Genomic DNA, 13,790 nt, shown 5'->3' with positions numbered 1-13,790 from the left:
CGGCCCGGTGAAACCTCGCCCGCACAGGCTGCGGGTCAACACGTGGGCACCGTCATGACACCGGCGTCATGGCCCGGGTGCCCACCCCGTTTCGTTTCGTGCTCGAACTCTGGAGGTCCTGTGGACGGCTATTACGCCTTCATGCTGGTGGCGACTGCCTTCGTCCTGATGATGACGGTGCCCGCGCTGGCCCTGTTCTACGGCGGCATGTCGCGGTCGAAGTCCGTGCTCAACATGATGATGATGTCCTACGTGGCTGCCGCCATCGTCGGCATCCTCTACGTCGCCGTCGGCTGGTCGATGGGATTCGGCGGCGACGGCACCTTCTTCGCCAACCCCTTCGAGCTGCTGTGGCTCGACGGCGTCACCACCGACACCTACATCGGCGTCATGTTCCAGATGACCTTCGCGATCATCACGGCCGCGCTGATCAGCGGCGCGGTCGCCGACCGGCTGAAGTTCTCCGCCTGGGTGGTGTTCGTCCCGCTCTGGTCCGTGATCGTCTACTTCCCGATGGCCCACATGGTCTTCAGCTGCACCGAGGACTCGCTCGTCTGCGGCCGCATCGGCGCCCAGGACTACGCCGGCGGCACCGCGGTCCACATCAACGCCGGCGTCGCGGCCCTCGTGCTCGTGGTGCTGCTCGGCAAGCGCATCGGCTGGCCGCGCGAGCAGATGCGCCCGCACAACCTGACGCTCACCATGCTCGGCGCCGGTCTGCTCTGGATGGGCTGGTACGGCTTCAACGTCGGCTCGATCGTCTTCGCCGGCGAGGAGGGCGAGGCGTTCACCGAGCGCTTCATGTCCGAGACCGGCCGCACCTTCGCCAACACCACGCTGGCCACCATGGCCGCCATCCTCGGCTGGCTGCTGGTCGAGCGGCTGATCCACAAGAAGGCCACGTCCCTCGGTGCCGCGTCGGGCATCGTCGCCGGCCTGGTCGCGATCACCCCCGCCGCGGGCGCGGTCAACCTCTCCGGTGCCGTGGCGATCGGCCTCGCGGCCGGTGCTGTCTGCGCCTGGGCCGTGGGCCTGAAGTACAAGCTCGGCTACGACGACTCGCTCGACGTGGTCGGCGTGCACCTGGTCGGCGGCGTCGTCGGCACCGTCCTGATCGGCGTGTTCTCCACGGCCGAGGGCGCTGGCGGGGTCGACGGACTGCTCTACGGCGGCGGGTTCGGCTCGCTCGGCGACCAGACCCTCGGTGTGGTCGTCGCGGTCATCTACTCCGGCGTCCTGACCGCCCTCATCGCCCTGGCGATCAAGTACACGATGGGTCTGCGCCTCGACGAGGAGGACGAGGTCAACGGCATCGACCTCGTCGCGCACGGCGAGTCGGCGTACGACCTGCACAGTGGCACCAGCGGCGGCGGCAGCGTCCTTGCGGCCTCCACCGCGCCCGCCGCCGCACCCACCGCCACGAACACCAAGACCGAAGGAGCCAGCGCATGAAGCTCGTGACCGCGGTGATCAAGCCGCACAAGTGGGAGGACGTCCGCGAGGCGCTCGAGACCTTCGGGGTCGCCGGGATGACCGTGTCCGAGGTCAGCGGCTACGGCCGCCAGAAGGGCCACACCGAGGTCTACCGCGGGGCGGAGTACGACATCGCCCTCGTCCCGAAGATCCGCATCGAGATCGTCGTCGACGACGCCGACGCCGACGACGTCGTCGGGATCGTCGTCAAGACCGCGCAGACGGGTCGGATCGGCGACGGCAAGGTCTGGGTCAGCCCGGTCGAGACCGTCGTCCGGGTCCGCACCGGCGAGCAGGACGCGTCCGCGCTCTGATGGCGACCCTCTCGGGGATCCTCCAGTGACCGCAGCAGATCGACAGACCAGGGCCACCTCGGCCGACGAGCTCTGCCGGGAGGCGTACGCCGCCTCCGGCGGGCCCGTCACCGGGGTGGCCCTGGTCGCCGTCGGGGGCTACGGCCGGGGCGAGCTCGCCCCGCACTCCGACCTCGACGTCGTCCTGGTCCACGACGACGGGGTCGACCTCGGCGACCTGGGTGCCACCCTCTGGTACCCGCTGTGGGACTCCGGGCGCCGCCTCGACCACTCCGTCCGCTCGATGGGCGAGGTGCTCGAGGCGGCGACCGACCTGCGGGTCGCGCTCGGGCTGCTCGACGCCCGGCACCTCGCCGGCGACCCGGGGCTCAGCCTCCGGCTGCGTACGACGATGCTGGCCGACTGGCGCCGGCAGGCCCGGACCCGGCTCCCGGAGCTCAAGGTGATGACCCGCAAGCGCCACGACGTCACCGGCGAGCTCGCGCATGCCTCGGTGCCCGACGTGAAGGAGGCCGAGGGCGGCCTGCGGGACGCCGGCGTGCTGAAGGCGATCGAGGCCAGCTGGCTCGTCGACGCCTCCACCCCGGCGCTCGAGGCCGCGCGGCAGATGCTCCTCGACGTCCGCGACGAGGTGCAGGACCTCGCCGGCCGACCGGCCGACCGCATCGCGCCCGAGATGTGGGAGCCGCTGGCCCAGCGCCTCGGGCTCGCCGACGCCGGGGCGGCCCAGCGCCACGTGCGCTCGCTCGGGCGCCGCATCGGGCACCTGTCACGCCTGGCGTGGCGGCGTACGGACGCCGTGATGGCCCGGTCGACGGGGGAGCGGGGGCGCCGCACGCCCGCCCTCGAGCGGATCGCCCCCGGCATCGCCCTCTCGCGCGGCGAGGTCGTCCTCGACGCCGGCACCCGACCGGGTGACGACCCCACGCTGCTGCTCCGCGCCGCGGCGGAGGCCGCGAGCCGCGACGCGGTGCTCGCGCCCACCACCGCCGCCCGCCTCGTGCGGGAGGGTGCCCCCCTGCCCGTGCCGTGGCCGGCTCCCGCCCGTGACGCGCTGGTCCGCCTGCTCGCCAGCGGGTCGGGGCTGCTGCCGGTCTGGGAGACCCTCGACGAGGTCGAGGGCATCGAGACGTTCCTGCCCGAGTGGGAGCAGATCCGGCTGCTCCCGCACGCCTCGGCGATCCACCGCTTCACCGTCGATCGTCACGTGGTCGAGACGTGCGCGGAGGCCGGGGCCTTGATCCGCACCGTCCGCAGGCCGGACCTGCTCCTGGTGTCCGCCCTGCTGCACGACATCGGCAAGGGCTCGCTGCAGGACCACTCGGTGGCCGGCGAGCCCCTGGCCCGCAAGGTCGTGGCCCGGATGGGCTTCACCGACCTCGACGCCGAGGTGGTCGCGTCCCTCGTGCGGTGGCACCTCCTCCTCGCGGACCTCGCGACCACCCGCGACCCCGACGACCCCGCCACCACCGCCGAGCTGCTCACCCACGTCCCCGACGCGGCCAGCCTCGAGCTCCTGCGCGCCCTCACCGAGGCCGACGCCAGGGCGGCCTCACCGGCGGCCTGGACCACGTGGCGGGCGTCCCTGGTCGACCGTCTCGTCTCCCGGGCCGGCCACGCGCTCGGCGCCGAGATCGCGCAGGTCGCCCCGGTCGGGTCGCTGCCCGTCCCCGACGCCGTACGCCGTGACCCGACCGCCGTGTCGGTCGAGGTCACCCCGCACGAGGTGGGCGCCACCGTCACCGTGGTCGCAGCCGACCGGGTCGGCCTGCTCGCCGACGTCGCCGGCGGCCTCGCCGCGCTGCGGGTGCCGGTGCACGCCGCCCGCGCCTGGTCGCAGGTCGACGCCGAGGGCGAGTGGGCCGTCAGCGCGTGGGAGGTGCCCGACGCCTACCTCGACGCCAGCGTCGTGCGCGAGCGGATCAGGCGCGTCGTCGAGGGGACCCAGCGGCTCCCCGACCTGTCCGCGCGACCGGACGGCGAGCTGCCCCCCATCGTCGAGGTCCGTCCGGACGCCTCCCGCGCCTCGCTGGTGCTGGAGATCCGCACCTCCGACCGCCCCGGCGTGGTCCACCGCGTGCTCACCACCCTTGCCGGGCTGGGGCTGACGGTCGCCTCCGCCCACGTCTCCACGCTCGGGCCGCAGGCGGTGGACGTCTTCTACGTCCAGGAGGTCGGCGGGGTGCGCCCGACGGAGGAGCGGGCCGCGGCCGCCGCCCACGCCGTACGCACCGCGCTCGGCGGCTGACCTCGGGGGGTCGACCTCGTCGGCTGAGCCCGGACGGGGTGCGGCCGTTAGTCTTGGTCGTCGTACCAGACCGTGCTCCACCCTGATCCACCACCGATGCGAGGGACAGACCCACACCGTGTTCGCCACACTCTCCGACCGCCTTGCCGACACCTTCAAGAACCTCCGCGGCAAGGGCCGGCTCTCCGAGGCCGACATCGACGCCACCGCGCGCGAGATCCGCATCGCGCTGCTCGAGGCCGACGTCGCCCTGCCGGTGGTGAAGGAGTTCGTCGGCGCCGTCAAGGAGCGGGCCCGTTCCGAGGAGGTCAGCGGCGCCCTCAACCCGGCGCAGCAGATCATCAAGATCGTCCACGACGAGCTCGTGACGATCCTCGGCGGTGAGACGCGCCGCCTGCGCTACGCCAAGAGCGGGCCGACCGTCATCATGCTCGCCGGCCTCCAGGGCGCCGGCAAGACCACCCTCGCGGCCAAGCTGGCGCTGTGGCTCAAGGAGCAGGACAAGACGCCGCTGCTCGTCGCGGCCGACCTCCAGCGCCCCAACGCCGTCCAGCAGCTCGAGGTCAACGGCGAGCGCGTCGGCGTGCCCGTCTTCGCCCCCGAGCCCGGCAACGGCACGGGCAACCCGGTCGAGGTCGCGCGGGCCTCGATCGAGGAGGCGAAGCGCAAGCTCCACGACGTCGTCATCATCGACACGGCCGGCCGCCTCGGTGTCGACGCGACGCTCATGCAGCAGGCCGCCGACATCCGCGACGCGGTGCAGCCCGACGAGGTGCTCTTCGTCGTCGACGCGATGATCGGCCAGGACGCGGTCACCACCGCGCAGGCCTTCCTCGACGGCGTCGGCTACGACGGCGTGGTGCTGACCAAGCTCGACGGTGACGCCCGCGGCGGTGCCGCGCTGTCGATCCGCTCGATCACCGGCAAGCCGGTCATGTTCGCCTCCAGCGGCGAGAAGATGACCGACTTCGACCTCTTCCACCCCGACCGGATGGCCTCGCGCATCCTCGACATGGGCGACATGCTCACCCTGATCGAGCAGGCCGAGAAGGCGTTCGACTCCGAGCAGTCGCTCAAGGCGGCCGAGAAGCTCGCCACCAAGGGCGGCTTCACGCTGGAGGACTTCCTCCAGCAGATGATGCAGATCCGCAAGCTCGGCTCGATGACCAAGATCATGGGGATGCTCCCCGGCATGGGGCAGTTCCGCGACCAGCTCGAGAACTTCGACGAGCGCGAGATCGACCGGATCCAGGCGATCATCCAGTCGATGACGCCGGCCGAGCGCGACAACCCGAAGATCATCGACGGCTCGCGCCGTGCCCGCATCGCGGCCGGGTCGGGCCGCCAGGTCTCCGACGTCAACCAGCTCGTCGACCGCTTCTTCGAGGCCCGCAAGATGATGGAGTCCATGGCCAAGGGCGGTGGCGTGCCCGGGATGCCCGGGATGCCCGGCATGCCGGGCATCGGCGGCGGGAAGCGGGCCGGTGCCCGCCAGGCCGCGCAGGCCGGCAAGGGCAAGAAGGGCAAGAAGCGCGTCTCGGGCAACCCCGCGAAGGCCGCCCAGCAGAAGGCGCAGCAGAAGGCGGCGTCGGCCGACAAGTCCGCCAACCCCTTCGGCAACCCCGACGGCGCCGACGTCGACTACGAGAAGGCCGCCGAGCAGCTCAACCTGCCGAAGGACTTCTCGCAGTTCCTCAAATGACCTCGACGCTGGTCGTCGACGGGGCCAACGTCGTCGGGTCGGTGCCGGACGGGTGGTGGAAGGACCGGGCCGGAGCAGCGCGGCGCCTGCACGAGCGGCTCCTGGTCGCCGACACGGCGTACGACGAGATCGTGCTGGTGCTCGAGGGGCAGGCCAAGGGCGGCGTGAAGGCCGGCCGGGACGCCCACGTGCGCACGGTCCATGCCGCGCGCGACGGGGACGCCGAGATCCGGGAGCAGGCGCGCCGTGCGGGCGAGGCCGGTGGCCACGTGGTCGTGGTGACCGCCGACCGGGCGCTCGCCGCCAACGTCGCGCCGGCGCAGGTGCTCAGCCCGTCCTGGCTGCTCGACCGGCTGTGACGTCGAGGCTCAGTGTCCGGCGCCACCACCGGTGCGCGTGATGCCGATGCCGCGCACGACGGGCAGGGACGTCGTGGACGCGGACAGGTGCACCGCGTACTGCACGTAGCGGCCCTCGAGCCCGACCTCCACCCCTGGCGCCGCGAGCCGCCAGCCCGACCACGTGCCGTCCGGGCTCGGCCGGTCGCCGGACCGGACCCGCACCAGGATCCGTGAACCGGCCGGTTCGTCCCGATCGAGGACCAGCCGCTTCCAGGCCGCCTTGCGCCCGGAGTCGACGACCCGGGAGGTGTAGGTGCCCGAGCCCCGCCCGGTGAGGGTGAGGGAGCCCAGTCCCTGGTCGTCGAGCCGCATCCGGCCGTCGGTCCCGCCGGTGCGGAAGTCCTCCACGGTGAACATCGCCAGGCCGGGCGCGAGGGACCGGAACCGCGTCGTCCGGGCGCGTGCGACGTTGCCGGCGCCGTCGCTCGACCTGACCCGGACGGTGTAGGTGCGGCGCGCCGCGAGGCCCGTCACCACCACGACGTGCCGACGCGACAGCCGGGCGTCGAGCCCGAGGCCACGAGGGATGCGGCCGGACCGGCCGTAGCGCACCCGCGAGGTGGCCGGCTCGTCCGTGCGCCAGGTGATGCGGGCCGTGCCGTCCGGCATGGGTCGGACCCGGACGTCGCGGATGCGGGGTGCTCGACGGTCCGGGCCAGGCGTGGTGAAGGTCGCCGGTGCGGTGCCCCTTGCCGGCCACCGCACGACCTCGCCGTCCGGGCCTCGCGACTCCACCACGTAGTGGTAGCGCGTCGCCGGGTCGAGGCCGTCGAGCTCGGCGAGGTGCTCGGTGGTGCGTCCGTTCACGACCACCGCGTCGCCCAGGTCCGCCGGAGAGGTGCCGAGCCGCACCACGGTCGTCCCGGGGTCGCTCGTCGTCCATGCGAGCGAGGTCGCGCCTGCGTCGTCGGTGGTGGCCCTCGCGGCGGTGACCTGGTTGGTGCCGCCGCCCGGGGTGTACGTCGCCTGGTGGGCGCCGCCCACGGCCGGGAACACGGCGTACTGCTGGCCCTTGACGGTCATCGTCGTGAACGGGACGGCCGTGCCGCCTCGGGTGACGGCGCTGAGGGTGGCGCCTCCCGGCCCCGCGGTGGGCAGCATGGCCGTGAGCCCGGTCGCGCCGGCACCGACTCCGACGGTGAAGGAGAGCGCGCCGCCGCTCCAGCTGAGGCCCGAGAACGAGGAGGCGTTGCGCCCGTCGGTCCAGGTGAGCAGCTGGCGGGCGGCGATCACCGGCACGTTGCGTGCCTGCGCCGACGCCAGCACCTGGGTGTCCTCGAACGTCGAGGCCGCGTCGGTGTGCAGGTTGGCGGTGAAGGCGCCGTAGTAGCCCTGGCTGCCGAGCGCGCGGTCGAGCAGGGTGTTCGGGGTGAAGGGATAGGTCTGACCGGACTCATCGGTCATCTGCGTCGCCGCCTGGTAGACGTCGATCATCGAGCCGTCGGTGTCGGCGAACCGCATCGGCATCCCGGACCCGGTCATGAAGCCCGGGCGGTCGGCGATCCACGAACCCGGGTAGTAGTAGTAGTTGGTGTCGAGCCGGATCCCCGAGGCGAGCTCAGCCTTCGGCTGCGAGGCCCAGTCGCTCCAGACGATGCAGTGGTAGCGGCTGGTCGTCGGCGAGGGCAGCGACGTGTACTTCGCGCGCCACGTGCCGAGCTGGCTGGTGTAGGTGTCCTCCAGGGCCTGGTACGACGTGAAGTTGGTGCAGTTGCTCTGCGGGTGCAGCCCGACCTCGAAACCCTGCGTCTGGAAGCCGGCCGCCTGGGCGTTGGTCATCGGCGTGCTGGGGAAGATGTAGGACGAGAACCGTGGGCACTCCCAGCGGGCGACGGAGCAGCCCGACGGGCTCGCGGACGCGTAGGTGCTGAAGCGCCCGGGCGTGCCGCCGTTGCCGTGGTCGTCGCCAGTGGCGACGACCACGGCCTTGTGGGTGCCTGGGAAGTACCAGAAGCGAGGCACCGGGAACCGGTCGCGTGCCGTGACGGTGACGAGGTTGGCCAGCAGCCGCTGCTGCTCGTCCGCCTGCGGGATGTGCGCCTTGGCCAGGTTGACCCAGTCGGTGGCGGTGCCGCCGAAGAAGAGGTCGTTCGACCGGTTCGGCGTGGCGCCGTCGCGGTCCTGACCGGCCCAGGCGAGGTTGCCCTGACGCGTGGCGATGACCGAGCGGGCCAGGTCGTACGCCAAGGTGGCGACCTGTCCGCCGTTGCTGCCCACGCTCCGCAACGTCACGGCGGGCAGCCCGGTGCTGGTCGTCGCATTGGAGTACAGCGTCGCCACGGCTGTGGCGCCGTTGAGGGAGTAGCGGTTCGCGGTGCCGTGGAACTGCATGGTGTCGGTGGTGATGCCCGCGCCGGGCTCCGTCGCGGCGTCGACGGCGATGTAGCCGTCAGCCACCGTCCCCGACTGCGCCGTGATCCCGGCGAGGCTGTGGAGGCGGCTGTCGGGTCGCATCGTGACCAGGTTGCCGCCCGCGTTGACCCAGTCGGTCAGGGCCGTGACCTGGACGTCGGTGAGGGTCACGTCGCCGAGGACGACCACGGCGTAGGGCGCGAGGGTCGTGGCGCTGAGGGTGGAGACCCGCACGTTGGCGAACTCGTTGAGGCCCTCCGCTCGCAGGATCTCCGACAGGTAGGACGACGACGGATTGCCGGTGCTGGTGACCACCGCGATCGGCCCGCCCGGTCCGTCCTCGATCCCGGGCGGCGGCTCCGCCGCCGTCTGGAACGACCACGAGACCGGGGCCATGGTGTTGCCGGCGGCGTCACGGGCGCCGCTCACCTCGACCGTGTAGGAGGCGGTGTAGGTGAGGTCGGTCGTGGGCGTCAGGGTCGCCGTCGACGTGCCGTTGTCGTACGCCGTAGCGGACGGCACCACCTGGCCATCGGCCGTCCTCAGCACCATGGAGACCGAGGACCCGGTGACGAGCTCGTTGAACGTCGCGCTCGGGCGCGCACCCACGGCGACGCCGGTCGCGTCAGGAGCCGGGACGCGGGAGACCACCGTCGGCGGGACCGTGTCGTTGGCCTGTTCGGAGAAGACGACGTCGACCCAGTAGTTCTCGCTGTTGAAGGACTGGTTGGGGAACGTGCTCGGTGTGGTGGTGTAGCGGTAGAGGCCGTTGCCTCCGTCGGTGCCGTTCTGCAGGGCGGTCAGCGGGCCCCGTGTGGTGCCGCTGCTGGCGAAGTAGCCGCTGTTGACGGCGTAACGGCTGGGGGTGAAGTACGACGCCACGTACGTGGTGTTCGCGTTGACCGGGATCGGAGAAGCGAACGTGGCCTGCTGCCAGCCGCTCGCCGACTCGCTCGTGAAGGTCACCTGGCCCAGCCGGGTCCCGGATGCGGTCCACAGCGAACCGACGTGGGTGCCAGTGCTCTGGGTCGGCTTGTAGTACCGGATGCCAGTGACGTACCCAGCGGTGCTGGTACGGAGCTTCACGCCGAGCTCCACCGCGTTGGTGTCTGGGTCGGTGCCCGCCGGCGTGGCGGTCGACGGCCAGATCGTGCACGGGCAGCTCGAGGTCGTGGCGGCGGTGGTGAAGGTCCACGACACCGGGTCCATCTGGTTGCCCGCTGCGTCACGGGCGCCGCTCACCGCGGCGGTGTAGGTCGTGCTCGCGGCGAGGTTCGCCGTCGGGTCCAGCGTCGCCGTGCGGCTTGCTGCGTCGTACGACGTCGTCCCCGCGACGAGCGCGCCACCAGGAGTCCGCAGCTCGAAGGTGACCGTGCTCGCCTGGACCGGTTCGCTGAAGGTCGCCGTCGGGCTGACGGCCGTCGACACCCCGCCGGCGCCGGAGAGGGGGGAGCGGCTGCTGAGCGTGGGCGTGGTCGTGTCCGGTGCGTCGGTGGTGAAGCTCCACGAGACCGGGTCGATCACGTTCCCGGCGACATCTCGGACCCCGGTGACCGTGGCGGTGTAGGTAGTGCTCGCTGCGAGGGCCGCGCCCGGGTCGAGCGTCGCGGTGCGGGTCGCGGCGTCATAGGTCGTGGCGCCGGTGACCAGGGCGCCGCCGGGCGCGCGGAGCTCGAGGCCGAGGGTCGACTGCTGCACCGGCTCGGAGAAGGTCGCGGTCACGTCGGTCCCGACCACGACGCCGGTTGCGTCGGGGGCGGGGGTCCGTGCGGTCACGGTGGGCTTCGTGGTGTCGGGGCCGTCCTCGAAGACGACGTCGACCCAGTAGTTCTCGCTGTTGAAGGTCTGGTCCGGGAACGTGCTCGGCGTGGACGTGTAGCGGTAGAGGCCGTTGCCGCCGTCGGTGCCGTTCTGCAGGGCCGTCAGCGGCCCTCGGGTGGTGGCCGAGGTGGCGAAGTAGGCCGAGTTGGCCACGTAGCGGCTGGGTGTGTAGTACGAGGCGACGTAGGTGGTGCCGGCGGTGACTGCGATCGGTGTCGCGAAGGTCGCCTCCTGCCAGCCGCTCGCCGTGCCGCCCGTGAAGGTGACCTGGCCCAGTCGCGTGCCCGTCCGGGTCCACAGGCTGCCGACGTGGGTCCCGGTCGACTGGCTGGGGCGGTAGTAGCGGATGCCGGTGACGAAGCCGTCACTGCTGGACCGGAACTTCACTCCCAGCTCGACCGAGCTGGTGTCGGGGTCCGTGCTGGCCGGGACTGCGGACGACGGCCAGATCGTGCACGGGCACCCCGACGTCACGGCGGTGGTGGTGAACGACCACGACGCCGGGTCCATCTGGTTGCCCGCGGCGTCCCGGGCGCCGCTGACCGTGGCCGTGTAGGTGGTGTTGGCCGCCAGGTTGCTGCTCGGGTCGAGGGTTGCCGTGCGGGTCGGGCCGTCGTACGTGGCGGTGCCGGCGACCAGGGCGCCGCCGGCGCCACGGAGCTCGAAGGTGACGGACGCCGGTTGCACGGCCTCGCTGAACGTCGCCGTCGGCGAGACCCCGAGCGCCACCCCGGTGGCACCGGTCGCCGGGGTGCGCCCGGACATCGTGGGACTCGTCGTGTCCGGCGTGTCGGTCGTGAAGGACCACGTGACCGCGTCCATCTGGTTGCCGGCGGCGTCGCGGGCGCCGTCGAGCGCCACGGTGTACGACGTGGTGGCCGCCAGGGCCGACTGCGGGTCGAGGGTGACGGTCCGGGTCGCCGCGTCGTACGACACCGTTGCGGGCACCACGGTGCCACCGGGGGCACGGACCTCGAAGGCGATCGTGGACTGCTGGACCGGTTCGGAGAAGGTCGCTGTGACGTCGGTGCCGACCGGGACCGCGGAAGCCCCCGGTGCGGGCGTCCGGGAGCTGACGCTCGGCTTGGTGGTGTCGTTGGCCTCGGTGAAGACGACGTCGACCCAGTAGTTCTCGCTCTGCCAGGTCTGGTTGGGGAACGCGCCGGGCGTCGTGGTGTAGCGGTAGACGCCGTTGCCGCCGCTGACGCCGTCCTGCAGCGCCGTGAGCGGTCCCCGGGTGGTGCCGGCGTTCTGGAAGTAGCGCGAGCTGACGACGTACCTGGTGGGCGAGAAGTAGGAGGCGACATAGGTCGTCCCAGCGGTGACCGGCACCGGGGTGGCGAAGGTGGCCTGCTGCCACCCGCTGGCGCTCTCGTTGGTGAAGCTCACCTGCGCGAGGCGGGTGCCGGTGCTCGTCCAGAGGGAGCCGACGTGGGTGCCCGAGGTCTCGGTGGGCTTGTAGTAGCGGATGCCCGTGATGAGCCCGTCGACGGAGGTGCGGAACTTGACGCCGACCTCGACGGGATCGCGATCGGGGTCGGTGCGGTCCGGGGTCGCGGTGCCGGGCCAGATCGTGCACGGGCACGAGGTGGGCGCGGTCCCGACGGTGACGCTGGTGGTCGCGGCCGTGCCGAGGTTCGCGCTGTCGTCCACCGCGCGTGCACGCAGCGTCGACGCTCCCGAGGTGGACGGCGTGAAGGTGTAGCTCCATGACCCACGTCCGGTGGCCCGCCGCCACGTCGCCCCGTTGTCGGTCGACACCTCGACACCGCCGATGCGGCCGCCACCGCTGTCCGTGGCTGTCCCGCTGATGGTCACGGGTGAGCCCGCCGGGAGCGTGGCCCCCGACGCCGGCGAGGTGATGGTCGTCGTGGGTGCAGCGGAGTCCGTCGACGCCGTGGCGGTCGTCAGACCGGGCCGGAGCGTGTCCGGTTGGACCCCCATGTCGGCGAAGAGGTTCACCGTTGCCTGCTGCGCCGCCGTGTCGGGCGCGGCCGAGCCGCGGTCGTGGTTGCCGTCGAGCGCCCACGCCCACTGGATGGTGCCGGCACTGAAGACCAGGGCGCCGCTGGCGGCCCGGTACGTCGTCATCGCGTGGGTGGCCTGTCCCTGGCCGTAGGAGCTGCCCTGGTCCTGGAGACGGTCGCCGCTGCCGGTGGTCTGCGACACCCGGAACGTGCCCGGCGGCCGGAACCCGTTGTCGGGGTCCTCGTCCCACTCGTAGCCGATGACGTTGTCGCCGATCGTCGTCGTCGCACCGGCCGCCAGTGTCGCCACGCGGGTGTTGCGCCAGAACCGCATCTGGCCGTCCGCCTGGCCCACCACCATGTCGATCGCGCAGCAGTTCATCGCGAACCAGGTTCCGGTCAGGCCGTTCTCAGGGCGACCGCCGTCTGCCGGCGGGCTGAACCTCGGGTCGCGCCACGTGCCGGTCCAGGTGTTCTGCTGCGGGTCGATCTTGGCGTTGGCGAGCGTCTCCTTGTAGGACACGAGCGTGCGGTGCGAGGTCCCGGAGCCGTCGATGCTGGACTCCCACCGGGTCTTCCAGAACATCTCGTTGCCGGAGAAGAAGGCCAGGTCGACGCCGGCGTCGCGGGCCGCCTCGACGTTCGCCCGCTGGGTGCCGGACCAGTACTCGTCGTGCCCGACGCTCAGGAACGCCTCGTGCTCGAGGAGCTCGGCACCGCGGCGGTCCGTGTCGACGCCGGAGCTGTAGCTGACGTCGTACCCGTTGGCCTCGAGGAACCGCACCGTCGGGTACTCGGCGTTGAACACCCAGTCCTCGGGCGCGTTGCCCCGCGTCGTGAAGGGGCGGTTGTAGCTGACCTTGTAGGCGCGTCCGGCCGGTGCGCCGGTGTACAGGCTGTTGCCGCCGTAGGTGTTGTAGGCCTGCCAGGTGGTGTCGGAGGTCTGGAACAGCAGGTCCGACCCGCCGTCGTCGTCGCGCACCACGAAGAAGACGTGGCTGGCGCCGGCGGTGCCGTCGGTGCGCACCAGCCGCGCGAAGTAGATCCCCGAGACGGCAGTGGTCGGCACGGACCAGGCCGCGTTCTGGGTCCAGTTGCCGCAGTCGACCAGGCCCGTTGCGACGTCGTTGCGGCAGTTGGGTTGATTGGTGAGAACGGTGGGAGTGACGGTCGCGACCCGTCGAGCGCCGTCGCCGCCGTAGTAGCCCATCCGGTAGATGTCGAGCCGGTACGACGTCGCGCTGGTGTCGACCTTGAAGCCGATCGTCTGCCCCTGGTCGACGCTCATGTCGGTCGCGAAGCCTTGGATCGAGGTGGACCCGGCGCCGGTGATCCCCCACTCGCTCTCAGGACTGCCGGGGAGGGTGTTCTCGCACGCCACCGGGTTGGCCACGGGTGGGTCGCACGGCGCGGCCGCTGCGGGCGTCGCTGCGGTGACGATGGCGAGGGCGGTCGACGCGAGGATGAGCGTCACCAGCACGGCAAGACGTCGAGGTACGGGCACGGCAACGC

The 13,790-nt window shown here is 72.0% G+C and carries 6 protein-coding genes; 5 read left to right on the top strand and 1 reads right to left on the bottom strand.

Features of this window, described 5'->3' with window-relative positions:
• Positions 1 to 120: 120 nt before the first annotated feature.
• From Q1B24_RS05380 to Q1B24_RS05360, 5 genes are all read left to right on the top strand, one after another.
• Positions 121 to 1,452 (top strand): ammonium transporter, encoded by a 1,332-nt coding sequence (locus Q1B24_RS05380; protein ID WP_299924353.1) that lies wholly within the window; start codon positions 121 to 123, stop codon positions 1,450 to 1,452.
• Positions 1,449 to 1,787, top strand: a complete 339-nt coding sequence (locus Q1B24_RS05375; RefSeq protein ID WP_210438240.1) for a P-II family nitrogen regulator — start codon at positions 1,449 to 1,451, stop codon at positions 1,785 to 1,787. The genes Q1B24_RS05380 and Q1B24_RS05375 overlap by 4 nt, the downstream gene beginning before the upstream one ends.
• 25 nt (positions 1,788 to 1,812) lie before the next feature.
• On the top strand, positions 1,813 to 4,035 hold the full coding sequence (locus tag Q1B24_RS05370; RefSeq protein WP_299924343.1) for a [protein-PII] uridylyltransferase: 2,223 nt from the start codon (positions 1,813 to 1,815) through the stop codon (positions 4,033 to 4,035).
• A 118-nt stretch (positions 4,036 to 4,153) separates the two neighbouring features.
• A complete protein-coding gene (ffh, locus tag Q1B24_RS05365) occupies positions 4,154 to 5,737 on the top strand; it encodes a signal recognition particle protein (RefSeq protein ID WP_299924340.1) in 1,584 nt (527 codons plus the stop codon).
• Positions 5,734 to 6,096 (top strand): hypothetical protein, encoded by a 363-nt coding sequence (locus Q1B24_RS05360; protein ID WP_299924337.1) that lies wholly within the window; start codon positions 5,734 to 5,736, stop codon positions 6,094 to 6,096. The genes ffh and Q1B24_RS05360 overlap by 4 nt, the downstream gene beginning before the upstream one ends.
• 9 nt (positions 6,097 to 6,105) lie before the next feature.
• On the opposite strand, the gene Q1B24_RS05355 is transcribed toward Q1B24_RS05360, so the two are convergent.
• Positions 6,106 to 13,782 carry a DUF4082 domain-containing protein gene (locus Q1B24_RS05355; protein ID WP_299924335.1) on the bottom strand — a complete coding sequence of 2,559 codons (7,677 nt, stop codon included), beginning with the start codon at positions 13,780 to 13,782 and terminating at the stop codon, positions 6,106 to 6,108.
• Between the last annotated feature and the right edge of the window lie 8 nt (positions 13,783 to 13,790).

Source organism: uncultured Nocardioides sp. (genome assembly GCF_947488025.1).
GTDB lineage: Bacteria > Actinomycetota > Actinomycetes > Propionibacteriales > Nocardioidaceae > Nocardioides.
This window is presented reverse-complemented; position numbering and strand designations above follow the sequence as displayed.